This window comes from Pseudorhodoferax sp. LjRoot39, assembly GCF_964253035.1.
In the GTDB taxonomy this organism is placed as follows: Bacteria; Pseudomonadota; Gammaproteobacteria; order Burkholderiales; family Burkholderiaceae_C; genus Pseudorhodoferax.
Window position 1 is genome coordinate 6,316,538 of record NZ_CAXUQL020000001.1, and the last position, 26,535, is coordinate 6,343,072.

Sequence of the window (26,535 nt, forward strand, 5' to 3'; positions counted from 1 at the left end):
TCACCTCCCCCCGAACTCCCGCGCCGCGAGCTGGCGCATGCGCTGCACGGCGGGCTTGCCGCTGCCCGGCCGGTAGGCCAGGGCCAGCGCGACCAAGGCCTGGTCGGCCAGCTCGCGCAGCGGCCGGAACACCAGCTGCGGATTCGGCTGCTCGGCCACCATGGACGGCACCAGCGCGATGCCCAGGCCGGTCTGCACCAGGGCCAGCACGGTCTGGATCTGGATCGCCTCCTGCGTGGCGCGCGGCACGAAGCCGGCGCGCTGGCACAGCAGCATGCAGACGCTGCGCATGCCCTCGGCCTGGGTGCGGTCGTAGAAGATGAAGTTCTCGTCGCGCAGGTCCGCCAGCTGCAGGCTGCGCCGGCGTGCCAGTGCATGGCCCTGCGGCAAGGCCGCCACCAGCGTCTGGGGCTCCAGCGTCAGGAACTCCGCTCCCATGGCGTCGAGCACGGGCGTCCAGAGCAGGCCGATGTCGATGCTCTCGTCGGCCAGGCCGCGCAGGATCTGCATCGAGGAGCTGTCGCGCAGCAGCAGCTCGACCTGCGGATGCTCGGCGCGAAAGCGCGGGATCAGCCGCTGCAGCAGACCCAGCGTGGCCGAGCCGACGAAGCCCACGCGCAGCAGCCCGGCCATGCCGCTCTGCGCCAGTGCCGCCATCTCGGAGAAGGAGGCTGCGTGTTGCAGCATCTGGCGCGCATCGTCCAGCGCGGCCTCGCCGCTGGGCGTGAGGCGCACGCCCTTGGCACTGCGCTCGAACAGGCGCACGCCCAGTTCCTTCTCCAGCTTCTGGATCGACACCGTGAGCGGCGGCTGCGTCATGTGCAGCAGCTGCGCGGCGCGGTGGAAGTTCAGCGTCTCGGCCAGCACCACGAAGTGGCGGATGCGGCGCAGGTCGACGCTGCGCGAGGAGGTCGTCATGCGAGCCGGTCAACCCGTGCGTGGAAGATGTAGCCCGCGCCGCGCTCGGTGCGGATCAGGCGCGGCGTGGCCGGGTCGGCCTCGATCTTGCGCCGCAGCCGCAGGATCGACACGTCGATCGAGCGGTCGTAGACCTCGGCGCCGTGCAGACGCGAGAGTTCCAGCAGCTGCTCGCGCGACAGCACGCGCTGCGGCGCCTCGCACAGGGCCTGCAGCAGGTTGAACTCGCCGTTGCTCAAGGCGATCTCCCGGCCCTGCGGATCGGCCAGGCGGCGCGCCTGCACGTTGAGCTCCCAGCCCTCGAAGCGGTAGGCCCGCGCGCGTTGCAGGGCCTGTTCGGGCGCGGCCGGGGCCTGGGCCTGCGTGCGCCGCAGCACGGCACGGATGCGCGCGAGGATCTCGCGGTTGCTGAAGGGCTTGGTCACGTAGTCGTCCGCGGCCAGCTCCAGGCCCATCACGCGGTCGGCCTCCTCGTCACGGCCGGTCAGGATGATGACCGGGATGGCGCTGCGCTCGCGCAGCTCGCGCGCCAGCTGCATGCCGTCCTCGCCGTCCAGCCGCAGGTCCATGAGCACGAGGTCGATGACCTCGCGCCCCAGCACGGCGCGCATCGCGGCGCCCGAGGCCGCGCCGCTCACGCGCAGCGCGTGAGAGCCCAGGTAGTCGGCGAGCAGTTCACGGATGGCGGGGTCGTCGTCGACGACGAGAATGTGCGGGGAGTGCGCCATGGTGGCGGCATGCGTCGTTGGAGAGTACGGAAATTCGGCCCGAGGCCCGTTGTTTCAACTGTAGCCGGGGCCGGACCCCATGAAGTCCGGCGTGCGGCTGCGCCGCGGCATCGTGGCCGGCGGCCTGGTGCTGGTCGCGGCCTTCGCGGGCTCGGCCGCCTGGGACGGCTGGCGGCTGCACCAGCAGGTGCTGGACCTCAACGCGCGCGAGATGGGCAACCTGGCCCGTGCGCTGGCCGGCGAGGCCGCACGCAACCTGCAGGCCGTGGACGTGCTGCTGCGCGACACCGCGATCTGGTACGAGGCCCTGCCCCGCCCGGCGGATGTGGCGGCCGTCAACGCCGGCCTGGACGCGCGCGCGGCCGGTGCGCCGCAGGTCAGCGTGCTGGCCATCGTCGCGGCCGACGGGCAGCAGACGCACCGTTCGCGCGCCGCCGGCCGGCCGCTGACCGACACCTCGGCGCGCGCCTACTTCCGCCGCCAGCGCGACGACCCGCAGGCGGGCCTGGTCATCGACGGCCCCCTGCTCGCGCGCACCGAAGGCCAGTCGGCCGTCGTGGTGTCGCGCCGGCTGGCGCGAACGGACAGCGGTTTCGACGGCGTGGTGGCGGCCACCGTGAACCTCGATGCCTTGCAGGCCGCCTATGCGGCGATCGCCCTCGGCGCGGGCAGCCGGCTGCTGCTGGCCCAATCCGATGGCAGCGTGCTGGTGCAGCTGCCAGCGGGCGCCGCCATGGCCCACATGCCGGACACGCTGGCGCGGCTGCAGGGTCCTGCGGTCCAGCCCTGGACCGATCCGGCCGACGGCCGCGTGCAGCTGGCCGCCGTGGTACCGGTCGGCGCGCTGCCTTTGAGCCTGGCCATCACGCGCGAACGCGACACGGCACTGCAGCCCTGGCATGAGGAAATGCGCAGCGCTGCGGCGCGCGTGCTGGCCCTGGCCATGCTGGTCGCCCTGGCCATCGCCGTGCTGCTGCGCCAGCTGCGCGAACGTGAGCGTCTTGAACGGCGGTTGCAGGAGACCGCGCGCATGGAGTCCCTGGGCCGGCTGGCCGGCGGCATCGCGCACGACTTCAACAACATCCTGGGCGCCATCCTGGGATTCGGCGACATGGCGCAGCAGGAGGCACCGCCCGGCAGCGCACTGCGCCGCCACATCGACCGCGCGGTCGAGGGCGGGCAGCGCGCGCGCCAGCTCGTGCAGGGCATCCTGGACTTCAGCCGCAGCGGCACCGCCGAGCCACGCCCCGTGCATGTGCAAAGCCTGCTGGCCGAACTGGCCGCGCTGCTGGCCGAGACCGCGCCACCCGGCGTGCAGCTCGCGCCGCGGCTGGAAGCCGGCGACAGCGCCGTGCTGGGCGACGCCACGCAGCTCTACCGCGTGGCCATGAACCTGGCCACCAACGCCATCCAGGCAGTGGGCGAAACCGGCACCGTGGCGCTCACGCTGGAGCGGCTGGACCTGCCGCAGGCGCGCGAACTTTCGCACGGCGAACTGCGTGCCGGCCCCCATGTGCGCCTGACGGTGCGGGACGACGGTCCGGGCATCCCGGCAACCGTGCAGGCGCGCATGTTCGAGCCCTTCTTCACGACCAAGCGGCCCGGCCAGGGCACGGGCCTGGGCATGGCCGTCGCGCATGGCATCGTGCTGGGCATGGGCGGCGCGATCGATGTGCAGTCGGCGCCCGGCGCCGGCACGCGCATCGCGGTCTGGTTGCCGCGCCACGGCGATTGCGCGGCGCCGGCTCCAGCGCCCGCCCTGGAGCCGGCCGACGGCCAGGGCCGCTGCATCCTGGTCGTCGACGACGAGCGCGCGCTGGTCGAACTGACCGAGGAAACGCTGGCCGAGCTGGGCTACGAGCCGGTCGGCTACACCAGCGCCGAGCAGGCGCTCGCAGCCTTCGCGGCCGCGCCTGAGCGCTTCGACGCGGTGCTCAGCGACGAAACGCTGCCCGGCCTGTCGGGCAGCGCGCTGGCCCGGCGCCTGCGCACGCAGCGGCCCGGCCTGCCCGTGCTGCTCATGAGCGGCCAGGCCGACGCCGCACTGGCCCAGCGCGCACGCCTGGCCGGTGTGCACGCCGTGCTGCCCAAGCCGGTGGCGCGGCACGCGCTGGCAACGGCGCTGGCCGACGCATTGCGCGCGGGAGACCGGTCGTCCGTGCCGGACACCAGGCGCCAGTGAAAGCCGGCTACGGCGCCGCCGCCGCTGCGGGCGCGACCCGCCCCGAGCCCGGTGGCGCCAGGCGCGCAGCCAGCTGGCGCGCGCTGCGGGCGGTCACCCCCTTGCCCGTGATCGCCAGCGCAGGCGCATGGGCCAGCATGCGTTCGAAGACGGCGCGCACCTCGTCCGCGCCGATGTCCTCGACCATGGCCAGCGCCTGGGCCATGGGCAGCACGGTTCCGCTGGCCTGCAGTTCTTCCACGGCCTGCTCCATCGTGGCGTAGGTACGTTCCGCGGCGCGCACGCGCGACACGGTCAGCTGGTTCTTGGCCCGCTCCAGGTGCACAGGGTCGACCGCAGCCGCCTGTGCACGCAGCAGATCGCCCGTGGCCGCGACCAGTGCGTCCAGCTTGTCGGGTGTGGTCACGGCGTTCACGACGAAGTTGGCCCAGACGTCCCCCTTGTCGATCGTGGCATCGGCCGTGTAGGCCAGGCCGAGCTTCTCCCGGATGGTGTCGACCAGCGGCGACGACATCCCGCCGCCGAACAGGTTGGCGGCCACCGCAGCCACCAGGCGCCAGCGCTGCTGCACCACCGCATCCAGCGGCGCAGGCACGACCGGATAGGCGATGTTCAGGAACACCTGCGAGACCTGCGTGAAGCGCCGCGCCAGGGCCTGGCCGACATAGGCGGCGGGCGCCGGCGGCCTGGCCGCCGAGGGACCGTGCGCCGACGGCATCGCACCGAACAGCGTCCCGGCGAGCGCCATCCAGGCCGCGACGTCGAAGTTGCCGGCCGCAGCGACGACCGTCTTCTCAGCGACGTAGTGCGATTGCACGTGGCGCACCAGGTCGCTGCGCGAAAAGCCTTCGATGTTGGCGATGGTGCCGATCACGGGCATGCCCATGGAGGCCTCGCCCCAGATGGCACGGTCGAGCAGGTCGTCGGCGCTGTCCTGCGGGTCCTCGTCGTACTCGATGGCCTCCTGGCGGATCACCTCCAGCTCGCGCTGCAACTCGTGCGCGGGAAAGCTGCTGTTCAGCACGATGTCGGCCGTCATGCGCAGCAGCTGGTCGGCATGCCGGCCCAGGCCCGTCATGAAATAGGCCGTGGCGTCCTTGCCGGTGAACGCGTTGACTTCGGCGCCCAGCCGTTCGGCATCCAGGTTGATCGCCTGCACGGAGCGTGTCGCGGTGCCCTTGAACGCCATGTGCTCCAGCACATGGCTGATGCCGTTGGTGGCCGGCGTCTCGTCGCGGGAGCCGACCCGCAGGAAGACGCCCACGCTGACGCTTTGCACATGCGGCATCGGCACCGCGAGCAGGCGCACGCCATTGGCGAGCGTGCGCAGCACCGCGGCGCCTGCCGCATTCGCATCGCGCAGCACGGCTCAGCGCTCCTGCGGCCGGACCGCCACGCCATAGAGCGCCAGCAGGCCGACCATGTGCCCGATGGACACGCCGGGCTCGCCCGCCTCGACGCGGCCGATGGTCTGCACATGCACGCCCAGGCGCGCTGCCGCAGCGGCCTGGCCTTCGCCCGCCGCCAGCCGCGCCGCCTTGGCGGCCGCGCCCAGGGCGCGGATGCTCTGCAAGGCGTCGTCGCCGATGTCTGTGGAAATGCGCTTGCCTTGGGTCATCCAAGGATTGTCGCCGCGCGACGCCGGCCGGCTTCGAACGCGGGTGCTCGCCGGCCCGACGGTTACAGCTGAAATCCAGGCCCCCACGCTGAAATCCGGCCGAAACCCCGCCCATCGAACATCCCGACCGCGACAGCGCCCGCTCGAACGGGCCCGCCCCCCACCATGGCCTGGCCGCACCGCGTGCGCCACAGGCCGGCATCGATTCCCGTCAACACCGGCCAGGCAGGCCGCTGCGGTTCCGACGCTCTGGCGGGCGCGGCCCGCCTCGGCGCGCGCACCCACGACGAGAACGCCAGGAGCAGCATGCACCATTCCCTTCCCGCGCCCTGCGGCCATGCGCCAGCATGCACCGCGCATCCCCACCGCCCCCAGCCCGAGGGACGCCGCGCATGCCGCTGAACCAGACCGCAGCCGCCCTGTTGCTGGCGCTGGCCGGTGCCTCGGCCATTGCCGCCGACACCGCGCCCGCCACCACGCTGGTCGAGCGCGGCCGCCAGCTGGCCATCGCGGCCGACTGCGTGGCCTGCCACACCGCCCCCAAGGGCGGCGCGCCGTTCGCGGGCGGCTACGCCATCGATTCGCCGCTGGGCGCGATCTACGCGACCAACATCACGCCGTCCAAGACGCACGGCATCGGCAACTACACGCTGGCGCAGTTCAGCGCCGCGCTGCGCCAGGGCGTGCGCGCCGACGGCGCCCACCTGTATCCGGCCATGCCCTACACGGCCTACACGCAGATCAGCGACGAAGACACCCAGGCGCTCTACAGCTACTTCATGGAAGGTGTGAAGCCGGTGGATACCGCCACGCCGGCCACGCAGCTGCCCTTTCCGTTCAGCGTGCGCGCCTCGATGGCCGCCTGGAACGCGCTGTTCCTCAAGGACCAGCGCTTCACGCCCGACGCGGCCAAAACCACCGAAGTCAACCGCGGCGCCTACCTGGCCGAGGCCCTGGCCCACTGCTCCACCTGCCACACGCCGCGCAACGCGCTGATGGCCGAGCGGATCGGCGACCGGCATCTGGCCGGTGGCGCGGTCGGCCCCTGGTACGCGCCCAACATCACGTCGGACCCGCAGCACGGCATCGGCGGCTGGACCGAGGCCGAACTCGTGCAATACCTGCGCACCGGCCACATCGACCACAAGGCCCAGGCCGCCGGTCCCATGGCCGAGGCCATCGAGCACAGCCTGCAGCACCTGCCCGCGTCGGACCTGAAGGCCATCGCGGCCTACCTCAAACAGACGCCGCCCGTCGGCGCCGAGCAGGCCGGCGCGCCCACGCGCTTCGACCGCGGCCAGGCTTCGCGCAGCGAGTTCGACCAGCGCGGCCAGGCCACGGTCGACGCCGGCTGGCGCATCTTCAGCGGCAGCTGCGCGGCCTGCCACCAGGCCAACGGCCAGGGCACGGGCAACGGCGCCTACCCCGCGCTGTTCCACAACTCGGTGACGGGCGCGGACCGCGCCGACAACCTGATCGCCACCGTGCTGCACGGCGTGAGCCGCACCGTGGACGGCAGGCCGCAGTTCATGCCGGCCTTCGGCGACACGGCCTCCTTCACCGACCGCCTCAGTGACCAGGAGATCGCCGACCTCAGCAACTACGTGCTGGCGCAGTACGGCGGCAGCGCCGTGCGCGTGGATGCCACGCAGGTGCGCGTGGCGCGCGCGGGCGGCGCCAAGCCGCTGATCGTGCAGGCCCAGCCCTTCGTGCTACCCGGCCTCGTGGTGCTGGCGGCGCTGGTGCTGCTGGCCGTGGTGCTGGTGCTGCGCCGCCGCGCCAGCCGTTGAGAACAAGGAGCCCCATGACCAAAGAACACATCCTCCACGGCCCGCTGCTGTCGCGGCGCGCCCTGCTCGAGACCGCTGCCGCGGCCGGCGCCGCGCTGGGCCTTGCGGCCCTGTCCGTTCCCGCCGCCGTGCAGGCCCAGGGATCCGCGACCGGCCTGGCCGCGGCCGACTTCCAGCGCCTGTCGCAGTTCCTGACCGGCGGCCAGCCGCTGGACGCGGCCCTGGCTGCCCGCTACCAGGCCGTCCTGGTCAAGCGCGACCCGGCCTTCGACGCGGCCGCACAGGACCTGCTGCGCCTGGTGGACAGCAGCCAGGCCGCCCACGTGGACGCGCTGCTGGAGCAGCCGGCTCTGGCCGACGGCCCGCTGCGCGGCACCTTGCAGCGCATCGTCTCGGCCTGGTACTTGGGCATCGTCGGCGACGACAAGAGCACCGAACTGGTGGCCTACGCCAACGCACTGATGTACCGCCCCACGCGCGGCATCCTGGACATCCCGAGCTACGGCTCCGGCCCCGACACCTGGGGAAAAAAGCCGCAGACCGAAAGCAAGACATGAACAACAGCAGCCAATTCGACGCCGACGTGATCGTGATCGGCTCCGGCGTCTGCGGCGGCATCGTCGCCGCGCGCCTGGCCAAGGCCGGCAAGTCGGTCATCATCCTGGAAGCCGGTCCCCGTGTGAAGCGCGCCGAGATCGTCGAGACCTACCGCAACGCGCCGGTCAAGCTCTCGCTGGCCAACATGAAGGCCCAGGGCAGCGGCTCGCCGTTCCCGAACCCGCCGCACATCCCGTCCACCTACGGCGACTACCTGCAGCAGGTGGGCCCCGTGAAGTACCCGACCAAGTATTTGCGCGTGGTCGGCGGCACGACCTGGCACTTCGGCTCGGCGCTGTGGCGCATGATCCCGAACGACTTCAAGCTGCGCACGCTGTACGGCCGCGGCCGCGACTGGCCGATCGGCTACGACGAGCTGGAGCACTACTACAACGAGGCCGAGTTCGAGCTCGGCGTCTCGGGCGTGGACGGCCAGGACGAGAGCGGGCATGGCGGCGCGGCGCACCCGCCGCGCTCCAAGCCCTTCCCGATGAAGGGCCTGAACGAGCCCTACTTCATGCAGCGCGTGGCCGAGATGCTGAGGCCCGGCGGCTACAACCCCGTGATCGAACCGCACGGCCGCGCCAGCCGCCCCTGGAACAACCGCCCGGTCTGCGCCGGCAACAACAACTGCAACCCGGTCTGCCCGATCGGCGCCAAGTACGACGGCTCCATGCACATCGACGAGGCCGAGCGCGCTGGCGCCCAGCTGCGCGAGAACGCCGTGGTCGACAAGATCGAGGCCGGCGACGACGGCAGGATCACGGCCGTGCAGTACAAGAAGCCCGACGGCAGTTCGCACCGGCTCACGGCACGCCAGTTCGTGCTGGCCGCCTACGGCATCGAGAGCCCCAAGCTGCTGCTGATGTCGACCTCGGAAAAGTACCCGAACGGCATCGCCAACTCCTCCGACCAGGTCGGCCGCAACCTGATGGGCCACACCGGCATCAGCATGAACATCATGATGGGCGAGGACGTGTGGCCGGGCCAGGGCCCGACCGAGCTGCTGGTCTACCTCAACTGGCGCGACGGCCCGTTCCGCAAGGACATCCCGAGCTACAAGACCAAGTTCCGCAACACCGTGCCGACCTCGCAGATCGCCGCCGGCCTGATCGACAAGGGCGTGTTCGGCAGCAAGCTGGACGCCGAGATCCGCCGCCAGTCGGCGCGCTCGCTGAACGTGGCCGTGGACTTCGAGACCGAGCCGCTGCCGCAGAACCGCGTCGTGCCGAGCAGAACGAAGCGCGACGCGATCGGCCTGCCCGTGCCCGAGATCTACTACAGCGTCAACGACTACTGGAACGCCGGCCGCGACTTCGCCGTGCCCGACCTGCAGCGCATGGCCGGGCTCATGAACGCCGAGATCCTCAAGATGGACCTGGGCCACCAGGACCGCCAGCACATCATGGGCACGACCATCATGGGCAACGACCCCAAGGACTCGGTGGTGGACCGCGACTGCCGCACGCACGACCACCCCAACCTGTTCATCGCCGGCACCAGCGTGATGTCGTCGGCCTCGTGCATGAACCCCACGCTGACGGGCGCCGCGCTCAGCGTGCGCATCGCCGACCAGTTGCTCAAGGAGATCTGAGCGGCTCACCGGTCTGATTCGATCCCCGTATCAGACTGACCCAAATCGGTATTGGACGCCCTATCGGAGCGGCGCTATGGTCTTGTCCCATCAACAACGATGGAGACAAGTGCATGCCGCACCGCCGCGCCCTGTTGGGCCTCGCTGCCGCCCTGACCTGCCTGGCCAGCGTGCCCGCCCAGGCCCAGGACTTCCCGCACAAGCCGATCAAGCTCGTCGTGCCCTTCCCGCCCGGCAGCGGCACTGACACCTCGGCCCGCTACTTCGGCAAGAAGCTCTCTGAGCTGACGGGCCAGCCCGTGGTGGTGGAGAACAAGGCCGGCGCCAACGGCTTCATTGCCGTGCAAGCTGTGCTGGCGGCACCGGCCGACGGCTACACGGTGTTCGTGGGCAGCAACTCCACGCTGGCCGTCAACGTGGCGCTGTTCAAGTCCCTGCCCTACGACCCGGTCACCGACTTCGCGCCGCTCAGCATGATGATGCGCTCGCCCGCGCTGCTGATCGTGCCGGGCAGCTCGCCGCACAAGAGCCTGGCGGACCTGACCGCCGCGGCCAAGGCCAGGCCCACGGCACTGAACTACGGCGCAGGCTCGGCCGGCTACCAGCTCATGGCCGAGCTGTTCAACGACGCGGCCAGGGTGCAGACCACGCACGTGCCCTTCAAGGGCGCCAACGAGGCCGTGGCGGCCGTGGCCGGCGGCACCGTGGACCTGGCTTTCGCCGAGATGACGAGCGCGCAGGAGATGGTCAAGAGCGGCCGCATCCGCGCGCTGGCCGTGGCCTCCGACAAGCGCACCGTGGCCTTGCCCGAGGTCACGACCGCGACCGAGGCCGGCCTGCCGGGCTTCACGGCCTACACCTGGGTCGGCGCCATGGTGTCGGCCAAGACGCCCAAGGCCGAGGCCGACAAGCTGGCCGCGCTGCTGACGCAGATCGAACGCCTGCCCGAGACGCGCGCCTTCTACGAGCGCATCGGCGCCGAGGTCATGCAGGGCGGGCCGCAGGAAATGCGCGCCTTCCAGGCCGAGGAGATCCGGCTGTGGAAGCGCATCGCGGCACAGGCCAAGGTCGAGCTGCAATGACGCAGGCGCAAGGCGCCCTCGCCGGCATCCGCGTGCTGGACCTCTCGCGCGTGCTGGCCGGCCCCTGGGCCGCACAGCTGCTCGGCGACCTGGGCGCCGAGGTCGTCAAGGTCGAGCGCCCAGGCAGCGGCGACGACACGCGCACCTGGGGCCCGCCCTTCGTGCGCAACGGCCAGGGCGAGCCGACCACGGACGCGGCCTACTACCTCTGCACCAACCGCAACAAGCGCTCGATCACGGTGGACATGCAGACGCCCGCGGGCCAGCGGCTGCTGCAGGAGCTTGCGCAACACAGCGACGTGCTGGTCGAGAACTTCAAGACCGGCAGCCTGGCCCAATACGGGCTGGACTGGGCCACGCTGTCGGCGCTGAACCCGCGCCTGGTCTACTGCTCCATCACGGGCTTCGGCCAGACCGGCCCCTATGCGCAGCGCGCGGGCTACGACTTCCTGATCCAGGGCATGGGCGGGCTCATGAGCATCACGGGCCAGCCCGACGGCGCGCCCGGCGCCGGCCCCATGAAGGTGGGCGTGGCGCTGACCGACATCCTGACCGGCCTGTACGCGGCCAACGCCATCCAGGCCGCGCTGCACGCGCGTGCGCGCACGGGCCGCGGGCAGTACATCGACCTCGCGCTGCTCGACGTGGGCGTAGCCTGCCTTGGCAACCAGGCCATGAACTACCTGCACAGCGGCCAGCCGCCACAGCGCATGGGCAACGCCCATCCCAACACCGTGCCCTACCAGGACTTCCCGACGGCCGACGGCCACATGATCCTGGCCACGGGCAACGACGGCCAGTACGCGCGCTTCTGCGCCGCGGCCGGCCACCCCGAATGGGCGAGCGACCCGCGTTTCGTGCACAACACCGACCGGCTGCAACACCGCGAGGCGTTGATCACGCTGCTGCGCTCGGCGACCGTGCAGCGCACCACGGCCGACTGGATCGCGCTGCTGGAGAAGGCTGGCGTGCCCTGCGGCCCGATCAACAGCATCGCCGACGTGTTCGCCGATCCGCAGGTGCGCGCACGCGGCCTGCAGATGGCCATGCCGCACGCGGCCGGCGCCGAGGTGGCGCTGGTCGCCAACCCCATCAGGATGTCAGACACCCCGGTGCAGTACCGCGAGGCCCCGCCGCAGTTGGGCCAGCACACACGCGCGGTGCTGCACGACATCCTGAAGATGAACGACGAGGACATCGATGCACTGCACAGCAAAGGAGCGTTGGGATGAGCGCACTTGATTCCCTGGCCCTGACAGAAATCCCACCCGAAGACGAGGCCCTGCGCGCCCCCGTGCGCGCCTTCCTGGCCGAGGCCCTGAAGGACGTGCCGGCCCATGTGCGCGCCAAGTCCTGGAGCGGCTACGACCCGGAATTCAGCCGCAAGCTGGGCGCCCAGGGATGGCTCGGCATCACGCTGCCGCCGGCCTACGGCGGTGGCGGGCGCAGCGCCTTCGCGCGCTACGTGCTGGTCGAAGAGTTCCTGAACTGGGGCGCGCCCGTGGGCTCGCACTGGATCGCCGACCGCCAGAGCGCGCCGCTGATCCTGCGCTACGGCACCGAGGCACAGAAGCAGCGCTACGTGCCGCCGATCTGCCGCGGCGAGTCCTACTTCTGCATCGGCATGAGCGAGCCCGGCGCGGGCTCGGACCTGGCCAGCGTGCGCACGCGCGCCACGCCCAACGAGGGCGGCTGGCTGCTCAACGGCCAGAAGATCTGGACCACCAACGCCCACCACTGCAGCCACATGATCGCGCTGGTGCGCACCTCGGGCACCGCAGAGGACCGGCAGAAGGGCCTGTCGCAACTGATCGTGGACCTCAAGGCGCCGGGCGTGCGTGTACGGCCCATCACCGACCAATCAGGCGACGCGCATTTCTGCGAGGTGTTCTTCGACGACGTGCAGCTGGACCATGGTGCGCTGGTCGGCGCCGAAGGCAAGGGCTGGGAGCAGGTCAATGCCGAGCTGGCCTTCGAGCGCAGCGGGCCCGAGCGGCTGTTCTCCAGCATCGTGCTGTTCGACCAGTGGGCGGCCTGGGTGCGCCAGGCCGGCCGCACGCCCGAGGCCGAGCGCCTGGCCGGCCGCATCGTCTGCGCACTGGCACCGCTGCGCGCGATGTCGGTGGCCGTGACCGAGAAGCTCACGCGCGGCGAGAGCCCGCTGGTCGAGGCCGCCCTGGTCAAGGACCTGGGCACAGGCGTGGAGCAGTTGATCCCGGCGGCCATCGCCGACGACCTGTTCTCACGCCCCGAGGGCAGCGTGCCGCTGGGCCTGCTGCACACGCTGGATTACGTCACCCAGGTCGCACCCTCGTTCTCGCTGCGCGGCGGCACGCGCGAGATCCTGCGCGGCATGATCGCGCGCGGCCTGGGCCTGCGCTGAAAAAGGACCAGACACCATGGACGATCTGTTTTCCGACGCGGTCGCGCAGCTGCTGCGCGACCTATCCACCCCCGACGCCGTGCGCGCCATCGAGGCCGGCGGCGACCACCACACGCTCTGGCAGGCCATCGAGGACGCCGGCTTCGCCGACGCGCTCGTGCCCGAGGCCCAGGGCGGCGCAGGCCTTGCGCTGCAAGAGGTGTTCGGCGTGCTGCGCCTGTGCGGCACGCACGCTCTGCCCGTCCCGCTGGGCGAGACCGTGCTCGCGCGCGGCTGGCTGGCGCGCGCCGGTGTCGCCGTGCCGCGCGGCAGCTGCGTGTTCGCCGAGGCCGAAGTCGGCGGCGGTGAGGTGGTCTGCCCGCTCGTGCGCACGGGCCGCGTGGCAGACCAGGTGCTGGTCGCGCGCGGCGCTGCGCTGCGCCTGCTGCCCGTGGCCACCGCCCAGGCCTTGCCTGCCGGCTTCGTGCTCGACGTGGCGCTGCGCTGGCCTGCGCAGGCCTGGGAAGCCGGCACGCCCGTCCAGGGCGACACCAGGGAACTGCGCCTGCTGCAAGCCGCCCTCTACGCCGCCCAGCTGGCCGGTGCCCTGCGCGCGGCTTTCGACCGCACGCTGGCCTACGCCAACGAACGCCAGCAGTTCGGCCGGCCCATCGGCAAGTTCCAGGCGATCCAGCACCAACTGGCAGTCATGGCCGAGCACGTGTTCGCCGCGCGCACGGCCGCACAGCTGGGCTGCCGCGCCAACAAACTGGTGCCCGAAGCGCTGCACGTCGCCATCGCCAAGGCGCGCACCAGCGAAGCCGCGCTGGAAGTGGCCGGCATGGCCCACGCCATCCACGGCGCCATCGGCTTCACGGCCGAGTTCGATCTGCAACTCTTCACGCGCCGTCTGCACGCCTGGCGCCAGGCGGCTGGCAGCGAGTCGTACTGGCACGGCGTGGCCGGCCGTCACCACCTGGACAGCGGCAACGCCCTCGTGCTCGATACGATCCGCGCCGCCACCACCGCCCACTGAACCGCGAGACCACCATGAGCTTCCTGACCACCGAGCGCGATGGCGCCATCCTGACCCTGACCATGAACCAGCCGGAAACGCGCAACGCGCTGACCGGCAACACCGCCGTCGACGAGTTCGTGCAGGCCTGCGACGCGATCCGCCGCGACCCCTCGGTGCGCGTCGTGGTCATCACGGGCACCGGCCCCGTGTTCAGCTCGGGCGGCAACGTCAAGGACATGCAGCGCTTCTTCGGCGACACCTTGTCGCCCGAGGTGATCCGCGAGGAATACCGCAACGGCATCCAGCGCATCCCCAAGGCGCTCTACAACCTGGACGTGCCGACCATCTGCGCCGTCAACGGCCCGGCCATCGGCGCCGGGCTGGACCTGAGCTGCATGTGCGACATCCGCATCGCCTCGGAAAACGCCACCTTCGCCGAGAGCTTCGTGAAGGTCGGCATCGTGCCGGGCGACGGCGGCGCCTGGCTGCTGCCGCGCGCGGTCGGCATGTCCAAGGCGGCCGAGATGGCGTTCACGGGCGAGGCGCTCAATGCGCAGCAGGCGCTGGCCTGCGGGCTGGTGTCGCGCGTGGTGCCGGCCGAGGCACTCATGGCCGAGGCGCGCGCGCTGGCGGCCAAGATCGCGGCCAACCCGGGCGGCGTGCTGCGCATGACCAAGCGGCTGCTGCGCGAAGGCCAGAACAGCACGCTGGAGTCCTTGCTGGAGATGTCGGCCGGCTACCAGGCCATCGCGCACAAGACGGCAGACCACGAGGAAGCCGTGCGCGCCTTCATGGAAAAGCGCGCGCCGAAGTTCAGCTGATCAGTCGAACAGGCCGGGCGCGCCGAACGCGGCGTGCTCGGCCAACAGCATGCGCAGCTTGGTGTCCACGCCGCCGGGCGCCGAGAAGCCGCCCGAGCGCGTGCCGGCCGCGAGGATGCGGTGGCAGGGCACGATGGGCGCGAAGGGATTGAGGCCCAGGGCCTGGCCGACCGCGCGCGCGGCACCGGGCTCGCCGATGTCGGCCGCGAGTTCGCCGTAGGTGATGGTGCGGCCCGGCGGGATCGCGCGGGCGCGCGCGTAGACGCGCTGGTGGAAGGGTGCGACGCCTTCCATGTCGAGCACGATGTCCAGCAGGTCGTCCGATGCACCGGCCAGCAGCGCGGTGGTGCGCTCGGCGGCGATGCGCACGGCCTCGGGCGGCAGCGCGATCGGGGCATCGGGCAGGCGCTGGCGCAGCCGGGCCAGCAGGCGCGCTTCGCTGCGGTCGGGCAACTGGACAGAGGCGATGCCACGCAGACCCCAGCCGATGCCGCAGCGGCCGATGGCCGTGTCGAACAGGTACAGGCCAGCGGTGGCCATCGCCAAGGGCTCAGGCCAGATTGGGCACGGCATCCGCCGTGGCAGCAGTGCCGAGCCGTGTGACGGTCCAGCCCGCGCCGGCACGGTCGAAGCGCAAGGGTGTGGCGTTGGCGAGCAGCGCCGCATCCAGCACCACGCCCAGCGCGCAGGCCAGCACATGCAGCGTGCCGCCATGGGCCACGACGACCACGGGCGCGGGATGGGCCACGGCCTCGGCCAGGGCCGCCAGGGTGCGGTCGACGAACTGGTCCAGGGTCTCACCGCCTTCGGGCGCGCAATCCCAGTCGATGTTGGCCGACGAGCTGCCGATCAGCGCGCCGAAATGGCGCTCGCGCAGACCCGCATGCAGGCGCTCTTCACGCGCGAGCTGGCGCGCGACCGTGCGTGCCGTGCTCAAAGCGCGCGGCGCATCGCTGCAGACGATGTGCACGCCATCGCTGTCGGCCAGTTCCTCGGCCAGCAGGACGGCGGCCTGCTCGGCTTGGGCCAGGCCGGTGGCGTTGAGCGGCTCGTCGATGCTCTGAAAGATGCGCAACGCGTTGCGTGCCGTCTGCCCGTGCCGCAGGAAGTAAAAGCACTGCAGCCCGTCGGGCAGTTGGCAGCCCGCCGCGGCGCACAGCACCGGCAGGCGTTCCAGACCACGGCTCACATGCAGGGGGGCGGTCGCCGACATGCCGCGGCCTACTTGTCGGCCTTGGTGTCGTTGAAGCGGCCGTAGCTCTGCAGCCGCTCGTAGCGCCGGTCCACCAGTTCCTTGACCTTGAGGTCGCTGACCTGGCGGAACGCGTCGTTGAGCCCGCGCTTGAGAAACGCCGCCATCTGCTTGTGGTCGCGGTGCGCGCCGCCCACAGGCTCGTTGACGATCTTGTCGATCAGGCCCAGGGCCTTGAGCCGGTGCGCCGTGATGCCCAGCGCATCGGCGGCATCCTGCGCGCGGTCGGAGGTCTTCCAGAGGATGGACGCACAACCTTCGGGGCTGATCACCGAGTAGATCGAGTACTGCAGCATCAGCACCTGGTCGGCGACCGCGATGGCCAGCGCACCGCCGGAGCCGCCCTCGCCGATGATGGTGGTGATGATGGGCACCTCGAGCTGCGCCATCTCGAAGATGTTGCGGCCGATGGCCTCGGACTGGCCGCGCTCCTCGGCGTCGATGCCCGGGTAGGCGCCCGGTGTGTCGACGAAGGTGAACACGGGCAGCTTGAACTTCTCGGCCGTCTTCATGAGCCGCAAGGCCTTGCGGTAACCCTCGGGCTTGGTCATGCCGAAGTTGCGCAACGCACGTTCCTTGGTGTCGCGGCCCTTCTGGTGGCCCAGCACCATGCAGGCGTGGCCGTTGAAACGCGCCAGCCCACCGACGATGGACAGGTCGTCGGCGAAGTGCCGGTCGCCGTGCATCTCGACGAAGTCGGTGAAGATCTCGCCCACGTAGTCGAGCGTGTAGGGCCGCTCGGCATGGCGCGCGATCTTGGTGATCTGCCACGGAGACAGCACGCCGTAGATGTCCTTGGTGAGCTGCAGGCTCTTCTTGCCGAGCTGGTCGATCTCGGCCGAGATGTCGACCGCGGACTCGGTCTGCACATAGCGCAACTCTTCGATCTTGGCTTCGAGGTCCGCAATGGGCTGTTCGAAATCGAGGAAGGTTCTTTTGGGCAAAGCCGCTCCTTCAGTGTTCTTCAGTACCCGACCGGCAGCGGGTCGAGTGATCGCCAAATATACCAAGTGGCCACGCTGGCAAAGGGGGCCCAGGCGGCCGCCACTTCACGCAGATCGCTGCGGCTCACCGGGTCTCCGGAAAAGTAGTTCTGGCTCACGCCGTTGATGAGTCCGATGTCGTCCAGTGGCAGCACGTTGGGCCGCATCAGGTGGAAGATCAGGAACATCTCGGCGGTCCAGCGGCCGATGCCGCGGATCGCGACGAGCTCGGCGATGATGGCTTCGTCCTCCATCGCATGCCAGTCGCGCACGTGCAGCGCACCGGATTCGAAGTGCAGGGCCAGGTCGACCAGGTATTCGACCTTGCGCACCGACAGGCCGGCCGCGCGCATGTCGTCGACCTTGAGCATGAGCACGCTGGCCGGCGTCAGCTCACGCGGCAGCAGCGCGAAGCGGTCCCACACGGTCTGCGCGGCCTTGACCGAGATCTGCTGGCCGATGATGCTGCGCGCCAGCGTGATGAAGGCGTCGCCGCGGGTCTCCAGACAGGCGTCGCCGAACTGCGGGATCAAGCGCTTCATGACGCGGTCCTTGCGCACCAGGTGGCGGCAGGCGTCCTGCCAGTACTCCGGCGTGTAGACCTGCACCACGGGCATGTCGGCCATCTTGCGTGCCCTAGCTGCCATGGGCCATCCTCGCCGCGCCAGCGCGCGGCGTCTGGGGAGCTTGCATCACTGCGCGGCCTCCCAGGTGGTGCCGGTCGGGCTGTCCTTGAGCACGATGCCCTGTTCCAGCAGGCTCTTGCGGATGCGGTCGGCTTCGGCGAAATCCCGGGCCGCCTTGGCGGCGGCGCGGGCGGCAATGGCGGCTTCGATCGCGTCGGGCGACAGGCCTGCGGCTGCGCCGGCGCCGGCATCGGCTGCGCGCCACTGCTTGAACGCCACGGGGTCGCCTTGCAGCAGACCCAGTGTGCCAGCCAGGACTTTGAGCAGGCCTGCGGTGTCGGCGGAGCCCGTGCGGTTGACCTCGGCGGCGAGGTCGAACAGCACGGCCACGGCCTCGGGCGTCCCGAAGTCCTCGTCCATCGCGGCCTTGAAGCGGGCCGCCTGCGGCTGCGCCCAATCGATCGCCACGTCAGCCGGTGCTACGGACTCCAGTGCGGTGTACAGGCGCCGCAGCGCGCTGCGTGCGTCGTCCAGATGCGCGTCGCTGTAGTTGAGCGGGCTGCGGTAGTGCGTGCGCACCATGAAGAAGCGCAGCGTCTCGGCGTCGTACTTCTTGAGGACCTCGCGGATCGTGAAGAAGTTGCCCAGGCTCTTGGACATCTTCTCGTTGTCCACGCGCACGAAGCCGTTGTGCACCCAGAAGCGCGCGAGCGGCTTGCCGCTGGCGCCTTCGCTCTGGGCGATCTCGTTCTCGTGGTGCGGGAACTGCAGGTCGGCACCGCCGCCGTGCAGGTCGAAGCTCTCGCCCAACAGCGCGCAGCTCATGGCCGAGCATTCGATGTGCCAGCCGGGGCGGCCGCGGCCGAAGGGGCTGTCCCATTGCGCATCGGCCGGCTCCTCGGGCTTGGCGGCTTTCCAGAGCACGAAGTCCAGCGGATCGTCCTTGCCATCGAGCACAGCCACGCGCTCGCCGGCGCGCAGTTCGTCCAGCGACTTGCCCGACAGCTTGCCGTAGCCCGGGAACTTGCGCACGGCGAAGTTCACGTCACCGCTGTTCGCGCGGTAGGCCAGGGCCTTGCCCTCCAGCGTCTCGATCAGGCCCAGCATCTGCGCCACGTACTCGGTGGCGCGCGGCTCGTGCGTGGGCGGCTCGATGCCCAGGGCGCCGATGTCGGCATGCATGGCGGCCGTCATCTCGTCGGTCAAGGCACGGATGGTGATGCCGCGCTCGACGGCGCGGCGGATGATCTTGTCGTCGATGTCGGTGATGTTGCGCACATAGGTCACGCGCAAGCCGCTGCACTTCAACCAGCGCTGCACCACGTCGAAGGCCATCATCATGCGGGCGTGGCCCACATGGCACAGGTCGTAGATGGTCATGCCGCAGACGTACATGCGGACATGGCCGGGCTCGATCGGCGAAAAAACGTCCAACGCACGCGTCAGCGTGTTGTAGATGCGCAAGCTCATGGAATCCGGGAAAACACAGGACCGTTCGATGACGTCCTGGGGGAGTCGACAGGGCCGTCAAGGCCCGCTTTCACGGGAGTGGCTGCACTGGCGCTGCGCCGGGCCGCACACCCCCCTCGGCTAGAATCGCCGGCATTCTATAGCCGCGTGCGCAGGCTGTCTTTACGTATCGAGCAAGAGGTTCTATGAAGCAAGCGCTGTCCCGCATCCTGCCTTTCGCTCTGCATTTGGCGCGCGCCATCGCCATCGCCAGCGCGGCATGGGTCGGCCAGGCGGCCATCGCACAAGCCGACCCGTATGCCGAAGTGGGCCAGCTGGTGCGCACCGGCAAGCTGGCCGAGGCCAGCGCCAAGGTCGAGCAGTACCTGGCCGGCAAGCCACGCGACCCGCAGATGCGCTTCCTGAAGAGCGTGGTACAGACCGAGCAGGGCAAGCCCGACGAAGCGGTCGAGACACTCACACAGATCACCCAGGAATTCCCCGAACTGCCCGAGCCGTACAACAACCTGGCCGTGCTGTACGCAGGCCAGAACCAGTACGACAAGGCGCGCACGGCCCTGGAGATGGCGATCCGCTTGAACCCGAACTACGCCACCGCGCACGAGAACCTGGGCGATGTGTACGCCAAGCTGGCCAGCCAGTCCTACGGCCGCTCGCTGCAACTGCAGGCCAACAACCCGCAAGCCACGCAGAAGGTCGCCGCGCTGGCGACCATGCTGGCACCCCAGGCCACCAAGCCGCGCGCGCCCGGCAAGTAAGTTCGCGCTCCACCGCTCCGGGCCGCAGGCCTGCGGCGTGCTCTCTTTTTCCAACCACCCAGTCGCCCCATGACCGCTCGCCTGTTTCCGTTGTCGCGCCGCGCCCTCGTGCTGTGCGCCGGCCTCGCTCTTGCTCCGCTGACCCAGGCCGCCGATGCGCCGCGCGTACTGTTCAAGACCAGCCTGGGCAGCTTCACGGTCGAGGTCTACCCCGACAAGGCGCCCAAGACGGTGGAGAACTTCCTGCAGTACGTGCGCGACAAGCACTATGACGGCACCATCTTCCACCGCGTGATCCCGAACTTCATGGCCCAGGGCGGCGGCTACGACCAGAACTACAAGGAAAAGCCGACGCGCGCGCCGATCCCCAACGAAGCCAGCAACGGCCTGAAGAACGACACCTACACCATCGCGATGGCGCGCACGGGCGAGCCGCATTCGGCCACTTCGCAGTTCTTCATCAACGTCAACGACAACGCCTTCCTCAACCACACCGCGCCCACGCCCCGGGGTTGGGGTTACACCGTGTTCGGCAAGGTGGTCGCCGGCATGGACGTGGTACAAAAGATCAAGGCCGCGCCGACCGGCCCGGGCGGCCCCTTCCCCACGGATGTGCCACAGACGCCCATCCTCATCCAATCCGCAACCCTGGTGAAATGACATGAGCCAACCCCAAGTCGAACTGCACATTGCCAACTACGGCGTCATCACGATCGAACTGGACGCCGAGAAGGCACCCAAGTCGGCCGAGAACTTCCTGGCCTACGTCAAGAAGGGCCACTACGACAACACGATCTTCCACCGCGTGATCCCGGGCTTCATGGTCCAGGGCGGTGGTTTCGAGCCTGGCATGCAGCAAAAGGGCACGGACGCACCGATCAACAACGAGGCCAACAACGGCCTGAAGAACGACAAGTACACCTTGGCCATGGCGCGGACCAACGACCCGCACTCGGCCACGGCCCAGTTCTTCATCAACGTGGTCGACAACGCCTTCCTGAACCACACCGCGCCCTCGGCGCAGGGCTGGGGCTATGCCGTGTTCGGCAAGGTCGTGGGCGGCACCGACATCGTCGACAAGCTCAAGGCCGTGAAGACCGGCCGCAAGGGCTTCCACGACGACGTGCCGGTCGAAGACCTGGTCATCGAAAAGGCCGTCGCACTCTAATGCAGCCGCGGCCGGCCCTGCCGACATTCGCCGAGCTCGTCGCGCCCGGCGACTGGCGCAGCATCGAACTGCTGTCCGATGTGCACCTGCGCCCGGAAGAGCCGGCCACGTTCGCGGCCTGGCAGCAGGCCGTCACGCAGAGCCGAGCCGATGCGCTGTTTATGCTCGGCGATCTGTTCGAGGTCTGGGTCGGCGACGATGCACTGGACCCGGCGGCGGGCGACGACAGCCCGCTCGGGCAGTTCGAGCGCCAGTGCGCCGAGGTGATCCGTTCCGTGGCAGCGCAGCGCCCCGTGTACTTCATGCACGGCAACCGCGACTTCCTGTTCGGCGCCGCGGGCCTGGCCGCCACCGGCATGCAGTTGCTGCACGATCCCACGGTGCTGGTCTTCGGCGGCCGCCGCTGGCTGCTGAGCCACGGTGACGCACTGTGCCTGGACGATGTGGCCTACCAGCAGTTCCGCCTGCAGGTGCAGAACCCGGCTTGGCAAAAGGCCTCGCTGCAGCACCCACTGGCCATGCGCCGGCAGATGGCGCGCCAGATCCGCCAAGCCAGCGAACAGCGCAAGGACCAGGGACTGGGCTATGCCGACGTCGATGCCGAAGCGGCCCGCGCCTGGCTGCGCGCCGCGCAGAGCGACACGCTCATCCACGGCCACACCCACTTGCCGGCCGACCATGACCTGGGTGAAGGCCTCACGCGCATCGTCATGAGCGACTGGGAGGCCACCGCCCAGCCGCCGCGGCTGGAGTTGCTGCGCCTGGCCATCGACGCCGCGCCCCGGCGCATCGCCGTCACGCCCGCCGCATGAGCGGTGGCTGGCGTCGGCTGCTGCGCTGGTGGCAGCGCGCGCCGCGGACCATCCCCGATCCGCTCTGGCAGGCCGTGCTGGCCGACCACGGTTTCCTGCAGGCCCTCTCCCTCAACGAGCAACAGAGCCTGCGCGCGCTGAGCGCCGAGTTCCTCGCCCAAAAGGAATTCCACGGTGCCGGCGGCCTGCAGGTCACCGACCCCATGGCCATCGCCATCGCGGCACAGGCCTGCCTTCCCTTGCTGCACCTCACAGCCCGCCCGGATGGCGGTGCGCCGGGCCGCGGCTCGGTGCTGCGCTGGTATGCCGACTTCGTCGGCATCGTGGTGCAGCCCGGTGAGGTCGTCGCGCGCCGCGAATCCGTCGATGAGACTGGCGTTGTCCATGCCTACGACGAGGTGCTTGCTGGCGAGGCCATGGACCAAGGGCCGGTGATGCTGAGCTGGCAAGCCGTGCGCGAAGCCAGCGACAGTGCGGACGCGGGCTACAACGTGGTCATCCACGAGTTCGCGCACAAATTGGACATGGCCGATGGCGCACCCGATGGCTGCCCTCCGCTGCCGCCCGGCTTCATGGGTGCACGCAGCGCCGCGCAGGCACGTCGGCAGTGGCTCAAGGTCTGGGAGGACGCCTACGCCCAGTTCTGCGACCAAGTGGTGGTCGCCGAGCGCTTCGGTGGGGAGATGCCCTGGCTGGACAGCTATGGAAGCCAGAGCCTGGATGAATTCTTCGCGGTGGCCTGCGAGGCCTACTTCGTGAACCGGCCGCGCTTCAGTGCGGACTTCGCCAATTTGCTGCCCGTGCTGGACGCGTTCTTCCGCCCAGGTTGATCAGCGTTCCCACAGGGGCGTGTTGCCCAGGCGCTGGGTCAGAAAATCGAGCAGCGTGCGCAGGCTCGCTGGCTGGTGGCGGCGCGAGATGTAGAACGCATAGATGCCCAGTTCGTCGGCATGCCAGTCCGGCAACACGCTGACCAGCTCACCATCGCGCAGCATCGGCGCCACCACGTAGTTCGGCAGCACGGCCAGGCCACCACCGGCGCGCACCGCCTCCACCAAACTCATGGTGTCGTTGGCGCTGAAGCTGCCCGAGACCTGCACCAGGCATTCCTCGCCCTGGCGCGAAAAGCTCCATTGGCTCTTCTCCACACGCGAATGGGACAGGCAGTTGTGCTGGGTGAGATCGTCCGGCGTCTTGGGCGCGTCGTTCTTTTCCAGGTAGGCCGGCGTGCAGCAGAGCACGGCGCGGCAGGTGCTCAGCTTCTTGGCGATCAGCGCCGGATCCAGCTCGTTGGTCATGCGGATCGCCAGGTCGATGCGCTCATCGACAAGATTGAGCGGCTGGTCGCTGAGCACCAGATCGACCTTGGTGCGCGGGTACCTGGCCAGATAGTCGACCAGGATGGCGGACAGGTAGGCCTGCCCGAATGCCGGGCTGCACTGCACGCGGATCTGGCCGTGCGGCTCGGTGTCGCGCTGGCCGACCACCTGCTCCACATCGTTGACGAGCTCGAGCAACTGGCGGCTGCGCACTACGCAGGCTTCGCCCGCCTCGGTGAGCGACAGGCGGCGCGTGGAACGCTGCAACAGGCGCGCGCCCAGCCATCGCTCCAGTTCGCCGATGTGCCGGGTCACCATGGCCCGGGACATGCCCAAGGTGTTGGCGGCCGCCGTGAAGCTGCCACGCGTTACCACTTCACTGAACACACGCATCGCGGAAATTCGGTCCATCGCACACCTGTAGGAAACAACTTGCTCGGCTCAGCTCGGAAGACCCGATTCGGCACCAGAATGAGCAAATCTTAAAGGGCAAGCTGCAACGCAGTACACAAAAAAATCACGTTTCCGGGTGAATACACCCGGTTTTGTGACTAAACAAAAAGATATCACCCTTTTTATGTATGCAATTATATGCAAATCCCTAGGTATGCAGAGCTAGTCAACTCGGCTGATTGCGGAGCCAGCGATCCAGTCGCTCAGCCCCTTGCACCAATCGATGTGGGTCGCGGGATGCAAAGCACCACCGCAGCCAGCCCTGAGCCTGCGGCGCGAAGGCGGAACCTGGCGCCAGGCCCAAGCCAGCCTCGCGCACCAGGCGCTTGGCCACCGCCAGGGAGTCGTCAGCACCTGCCAGGCGGAAGAAGGCGTACATCCCACCCTGCGCCGCCGATACACGCACTTGCGGCATCGCGGCCAGCAGCGGCACCAGCGTGTCGCGGCACTGGCGCAGATGCGCCACCACGCGCGGCGTGACCTCGCTGCGGCCCGCCAACGCGGCCATGGCCGCGCGCTGCGTGAACACGCTGGCACAAGAAGTGTTGAACTCGATCAGCTTGCCCATCGCCTGCGTCAGCGTGGCGGGCACGACCACCCAGCCAAGCCGCCAACCGGTCATCAGGAAGCTCTTGGAGAAGCTGTGCACCACCACCAGCCGGTCTTCGGGCTGCGCCTGGTCGAGGAAGCTCGGCGCACAGGCATGTGGCGATGGCGCGTAGTACAGGCGCTCGTAGACCTCGTCGGCCAGGATCCAGGTGCCGGTGCGGCGGCAATGCGTGAGCAATGCAGCCTGCTCCTCGGCGCTCAGCGTCCAGCCCGTGGGGTTGTTGGGGGCGTTGACGATGAGCAGCCGGGTGGTCGGCGTGATGGCGGCCAGCAGCGCATCCAGATCCAGCGTCCATCGGCCATCCACCGGCCGCAACGGCACGCAGCGCAGGCGCGCGCCCAGGATGACGGGCTGGGCCGTCAGGTTGGGCCACACGGGCGTCACGGCGACCACCTCGTCGCCTGGATCGACCAGGCATTGGACGGCCAGCATCAAGGCATTGACACCGCCCGAAGTGACGGCGATGCGGTCCGCCGCCACCGGTCCGTGCAATTCCGACATGTAGCCGGCGATGGCCTCGCGCAGCTCGGGCAGGCCCAGGTTGTGGGCGTAGAAGGTCTCGCCCCGCTGCAGCGATGCGATGGCAGCTTCGCGGATGAACGCGGGCGTGACCTCGTCGCTCTCGCCGAACCAGAACGGCAGCACGTCGTCGCGGCCGATGCCGGCATTGGCCACCTCGCGGATCTGCGATTCGGCGAGGTCTTGGATGGCTTTTCTCATGGGATTGGGCAATGGTTCACGCAGCGGGCCATGGTAGCGAGCACTGGGCTGCAAGACACTGCACAGGCCCTGGGAGAAACCATCATGCACATGTCCACCCCGCTGTCCGCGGCCTGCCTGGCGCTGGGCCTGTTGACCACTCTGCCGACCGCGGCCGCCAAGGCCGAGAACGGCGCGACATCGAAGAGGAAAGCGGCAGCGCCCAAGTTCATCCCCAACAGCACGCAAGAGAGTGCCCGCGAACGCGAACGCCGGCTGCTGCGCGAATGCAAGGGCCGGCCCAACGCCGGCGCCTGCGCCGGCTACACCAGCTGAGCTTCAAGCCGCCGGCCGTCCCATCTGGCAGCTGGTCGGCATCTCGGCGCGACCCGCCGCCACCTGCTTGATCACGCGGAAGCCGTAGCCCGAGCCTTCCACGTCGAACTTGACGCCCGGCGCCCCCTGACGGTCCATCACACCCACGACCAGGGTCTGCTGGAACTGGTGGTCGGATGCCCGCATGCGACCGGTCTGCCCGTGCAGAGTCACGTTGGCCTGCTCCAGCGCCACGCCCACCTTCGCAGCATCCAGGCTGTCTGCCTTTTCGATGGCCTGGGCCAGGGCTTCGACCATGAGCTGCATGCGCATGTGGACATAGTCGTCCGCCGGCTTGGGATAGCGTTGGCGGAAGGCCTGGTAGAAGGCCTCGCTCTGGGCGCCTGGCAAGTTCGGCAGCCAGTCGGCCACCGCGATGACCTTGCCGATGCCGGCATCGCCGAGCGCCGCCGGCGCGCCCAGTGCATTGCCGTAGAAGGTGTAGAACTTGCCGTCGAAACCGGATTCGCGCGCGGCCTTGACGAGAAGCGTGAGGTCGTTGCCCCAGTTGCCCGTGATGACAGCGCCAGCGCCGCTGGCCTTGATCTTGGCGGCGTAGGGCAGGAAGTCCTTCACGCGGCCCATGGGATGCAGTTCGTCGCCGACGATGGCCACGTCGGGCCGCTGCGCCTGCAGCTGCCGCCGCGCCTCGCGCAGCACGGCCTGACCGAAGCTGTAATCCTGACCGATCAGGTAGGCGCTCTTGACCGCCTCGTCCTCGCGCAGCACCTCCATGAGCGCGGCCATGCGCATGTCGGCATGGGCGTCGAAGCGGAAGTGCCAGAAGCTGCAGCGCTCGTTGGTCAGGATGGGGTCGACGGCCGAATAGTTGAGGTACAGCGCGCGGCGCTTGGGCTCGCGCTCGTTGTGCTTGTTCAATGCATCGAGCAGGGCCGCGGCTGTTGCGGACGAGTTGCCCTGGGCCACGAAACCCACGCCGTCGTCTATGGCCGAGCGCAGTGCGCTCAGCGCTTCCTCGTTCTGGCCCTTGCTGTCGTAGCGCGTGATGGCCAGCGGACGCGCGCCGCCGGACAGCCGGAGGCCACCGCGCGCGTTCACGCGCTCGGCCGCCCACACGAGGTTGCGGAACACCGCCTCGCCGGTGTTGGCGAACGGGCCGCTCAAGGTCTCGATCATGGCCAGGCGCACCGGCGCCGGCTGTGCGGCCACGAACGGACAGGCCGTCACAGATAGCGCTGCCGCAGCGCTTTTCAAGACCCGTCGACGCGGTACGTGCATTCAAAAAATCCTCTTGAAAATCAAAGCGGTGCACACAGATTGGAAGCATGCGGCGCTCACG

At 69.6% G+C, this 26,535-nt stretch carries 27 protein-coding genes; 15 read left to right on the forward strand and 12 right to left on the reverse strand.

Annotated features, from left to right (window positions below; genetic code table 11):
• Both ACSQ4M_RS29480 and ACSQ4M_RS29485 read right to left on the reverse strand, forming a co-directional pair.
• Entirely contained in the window at window positions 1–918 is a 918-nt protein-coding gene (locus ACSQ4M_RS29480) for a LysR family transcriptional regulator (protein ID WP_436192932.1), read from the reverse strand.
• Entirely contained in the window at window positions 915–1,646 is a 732-nt protein-coding gene (locus tag ACSQ4M_RS29485) for a response regulator (RefSeq protein ID WP_436192933.1), read from the reverse strand. Before ACSQ4M_RS29485 ends, ACSQ4M_RS29480 begins: the two co-directional genes overlap by 4 nt.
• Before the next feature lie 79 nt (window positions 1,647–1,725).
• Between ACSQ4M_RS29485 and ACSQ4M_RS29490 the strand changes: the two genes are divergently transcribed.
• Window positions 1,726–3,828: an ATP-binding protein gene (locus ACSQ4M_RS29490; protein WP_436192934.1), complete on the forward strand. Its 2,103-nt coding sequence runs from the start codon at window positions 1,726–1,728 to the stop codon at window positions 3,826–3,828.
• 7 nt (window positions 3,829–3,835) lie between these two features.
• Here the strand turns inward: ACSQ4M_RS29490 and ACSQ4M_RS29495 are convergent, their stop codons facing one another.
• Window positions 3,836–5,116, reverse strand: a complete 1,281-nt coding sequence (locus ACSQ4M_RS29495) for a M16 family metallopeptidase (protein WP_436194087.1) — start codon at window positions 5,114–5,116, stop codon at window positions 3,836–3,838.
• A gap of 81 nt (window positions 5,117–5,197) precedes the next feature.
• On the reverse strand, window positions 5,198–5,446 hold the full coding sequence (locus ACSQ4M_RS29500) for a helix-turn-helix domain-containing protein (RefSeq protein WP_436192935.1): 249 nt from the start codon (window positions 5,444–5,446) through the stop codon (window positions 5,198–5,200).
• A gap of 392 nt (window positions 5,447–5,838) precedes the next feature.
• Here ACSQ4M_RS29500 and ACSQ4M_RS29505 point away from each other — a divergent pair, with 392 nt between their 5' ends.
• The 8 genes from ACSQ4M_RS29505 (at window position 5,839) to ACSQ4M_RS29540 (ending at window position 14,710) form a co-directional block, all read left to right on the forward strand.
• The gene (locus ACSQ4M_RS29505; RefSeq protein WP_436192936.1) at window positions 5,839–7,236 is read left to right on the forward strand and encodes a c-type cytochrome; all 1,398 of its coding nucleotides are present in this window, start codon (window positions 5,839–5,841) and stop codon (window positions 7,234–7,236) included.
• A 14-nt stretch (window positions 7,237–7,250) separates the two neighbouring features.
• Complete coding sequence (locus tag ACSQ4M_RS29510) at window positions 7,251–7,793, forward strand: sugar dehydrogenase complex small subunit (RefSeq protein WP_436192937.1); 543 nt, start codon at window positions 7,251–7,253, stop codon at window positions 7,791–7,793.
• Window positions 7,790–9,427 (forward strand): GMC family oxidoreductase, encoded by a 1,638-nt coding sequence (locus ACSQ4M_RS29515; protein ID WP_436192938.1) that lies wholly within the window; start codon window positions 7,790–7,792, stop codon window positions 9,425–9,427. Before ACSQ4M_RS29510 ends, ACSQ4M_RS29515 begins: the two co-directional genes overlap by 4 nt.
• A 113-nt stretch (window positions 9,428–9,540) precedes the next feature.
• Entirely contained in the window at window positions 9,541–10,509 is a 969-nt protein-coding gene (locus ACSQ4M_RS29520) for a Bug family tripartite tricarboxylate transporter substrate binding protein (RefSeq protein WP_436192939.1), read from the forward strand.
• A complete protein-coding gene (locus ACSQ4M_RS29525; protein ID WP_436192940.1) occupies window positions 10,506–11,741 on the forward strand; it encodes a CaiB/BaiF CoA transferase family protein in 1,236 nt (411 codons plus the stop codon). Before ACSQ4M_RS29520 ends, ACSQ4M_RS29525 begins: the two co-directional genes overlap by 4 nt.
• A complete protein-coding gene (locus ACSQ4M_RS29530; protein ID WP_436192941.1) occupies window positions 11,738–12,892 on the forward strand; it encodes an acyl-CoA dehydrogenase family protein in 1,155 nt (384 codons plus the stop codon). Before ACSQ4M_RS29525 ends, ACSQ4M_RS29530 begins: the two co-directional genes overlap by 4 nt.
• A gap of 16 nt (window positions 12,893–12,908) precedes the next feature.
• Window positions 12,909–13,907, forward strand: coding sequence for an acyl-CoA dehydrogenase family protein (locus ACSQ4M_RS29535; protein WP_436192942.1), 999 nt, complete (start codon window positions 12,909–12,911; stop codon window positions 13,905–13,907).
• Window positions 13,908–13,921: 14 nt separating this feature from the next.
• The gene (locus ACSQ4M_RS29540; RefSeq protein WP_436192943.1) at window positions 13,922–14,710 is read left to right on the forward strand and encodes a crotonase/enoyl-CoA hydratase family protein; all 789 of its coding nucleotides are present in this window, start codon (window positions 13,922–13,924) and stop codon (window positions 14,708–14,710) included.
• Here ACSQ4M_RS29540 and ACSQ4M_RS29545 read toward each other — a convergent pair whose 3' ends face one another.
• Genes ACSQ4M_RS29545 through cysS form a run of 5 tightly spaced genes read right to left on the reverse strand, consistent with a single transcriptional unit; the run spans window position 14,711 to window position 19,041 of the window.
• On the reverse strand, window positions 14,711–15,250 hold the full coding sequence (locus ACSQ4M_RS29545; protein WP_436192944.1) for a methylated-DNA--[protein]-cysteine S-methyltransferase: 540 nt from the start codon (window positions 15,248–15,250) through the stop codon (window positions 14,711–14,713).
• A gap of 10 nt (window positions 15,251–15,260) precedes the next feature.
• Entirely contained in the window at window positions 15,261–15,923 is a 663-nt protein-coding gene (locus tag ACSQ4M_RS29550; RefSeq protein ID WP_436192945.1) for a histidine phosphatase family protein, read from the reverse strand.
• 8 nt (window positions 15,924–15,931) lie between these two features.
• Window positions 15,932–16,906, reverse strand: a complete 975-nt coding sequence (locus ACSQ4M_RS29555; protein WP_436192946.1) for an acetyl-CoA carboxylase carboxyltransferase subunit alpha — start codon at window positions 16,904–16,906, stop codon at window positions 15,932–15,934.
• 20 nt (window positions 16,907–16,926) lie between these two features.
• Window positions 16,927–17,592 (reverse strand): DNA-3-methyladenine glycosylase family protein, encoded by a 666-nt coding sequence (locus ACSQ4M_RS29560; RefSeq protein WP_436192947.1) that lies wholly within the window; start codon window positions 17,590–17,592, stop codon window positions 16,927–16,929.
• A 45-nt stretch (window positions 17,593–17,637) separates the two neighbouring features.
• Complete coding sequence (gene cysS / locus ACSQ4M_RS29565) at window positions 17,638–19,041, reverse strand: cysteine--tRNA ligase (protein ID WP_436192948.1); 1,404 nt, start codon at window positions 19,039–19,041, stop codon at window positions 17,638–17,640.
• Window positions 19,042–19,226: 185 nt separating this feature from the next.
• On the opposite strand from cysS, the gene ACSQ4M_RS29570 reads away from it, so the two are divergent.
• The 5 genes from ACSQ4M_RS29570 (at window position 19,227) to ACSQ4M_RS29590 (ending at window position 22,609) form a co-directional block, all read left to right on the forward strand.
• Window positions 19,227–19,799 (forward strand): tetratricopeptide repeat protein, encoded by a 573-nt coding sequence (locus ACSQ4M_RS29570; protein ID WP_436192949.1) that lies wholly within the window; start codon window positions 19,227–19,229, stop codon window positions 19,797–19,799.
• A gap of 69 nt (window positions 19,800–19,868) precedes the next feature.
• A complete protein-coding gene (locus tag ACSQ4M_RS29575) occupies window positions 19,869–20,459 on the forward strand; it encodes a peptidylprolyl isomerase (protein ID WP_436192950.1) in 591 nt (196 codons plus the stop codon).
• Window position 20,460: 1 nt separating this feature from the next.
• Window positions 20,461–20,967 (forward strand): peptidylprolyl isomerase, encoded by a 507-nt coding sequence (locus ACSQ4M_RS29580; RefSeq protein WP_436192951.1) that lies wholly within the window; start codon window positions 20,461–20,463, stop codon window positions 20,965–20,967.
• On the forward strand, window positions 20,967–21,779 hold the full coding sequence (locus ACSQ4M_RS29585; protein WP_436192952.1) for a UDP-2,3-diacylglucosamine diphosphatase: 813 nt from the start codon (window positions 20,967–20,969) through the stop codon (window positions 21,777–21,779). The genes ACSQ4M_RS29580 and ACSQ4M_RS29585 overlap by 1 nt, the downstream gene beginning before the upstream one ends.
• Window positions 21,776–22,609, forward strand: a complete 834-nt coding sequence (locus ACSQ4M_RS29590) for a zinc-dependent peptidase (RefSeq protein ID WP_436192953.1) — start codon at window positions 21,776–21,778, stop codon at window positions 22,607–22,609. Before ACSQ4M_RS29585 ends, ACSQ4M_RS29590 begins: the two co-directional genes overlap by 4 nt.
• Here the strand turns inward: ACSQ4M_RS29590 and ACSQ4M_RS29595 are convergent, their stop codons facing one another.
• Together ACSQ4M_RS29595 and ACSQ4M_RS29600 are read right to left on the reverse strand one after the other, a co-directional pair.
• Window positions 22,610–23,509: a LysR family transcriptional regulator gene (locus ACSQ4M_RS29595; protein ID WP_436192954.1), complete on the reverse strand. Its 900-nt coding sequence runs from the start codon at window positions 23,507–23,509 to the stop codon at window positions 22,610–22,612.
• Between the two features lie 208 nt (window positions 23,510–23,717).
• Entirely contained in the window at window positions 23,718–24,881 is a 1,164-nt protein-coding gene (locus tag ACSQ4M_RS29600) for a pyridoxal phosphate-dependent aminotransferase (protein WP_436192955.1), read from the reverse strand.
• An 84-nt stretch (window positions 24,882–24,965) separates the two neighbouring features.
• Between ACSQ4M_RS29600 and ACSQ4M_RS29605 the strand changes: the two genes are divergently transcribed.
• The gene (locus ACSQ4M_RS29605; protein WP_436192956.1) at window positions 24,966–25,196 is read left to right on the forward strand and encodes a hypothetical protein; all 231 of its coding nucleotides are present in this window, start codon (window positions 24,966–24,968) and stop codon (window positions 25,194–25,196) included.
• 3 nt (window positions 25,197–25,199) lie between these two features.
• On the opposite strand, the gene ACSQ4M_RS29610 is transcribed toward ACSQ4M_RS29605, so the two are convergent.
• Window positions 25,200–26,474, reverse strand: coding sequence for a branched-chain amino acid ABC transporter substrate-binding protein (locus ACSQ4M_RS29610; protein ID WP_436192957.1), 1,275 nt, complete (start codon window positions 26,472–26,474; stop codon window positions 25,200–25,202).
• Between the last annotated feature and the right edge of the window lie 61 nt (window positions 26,475–26,535).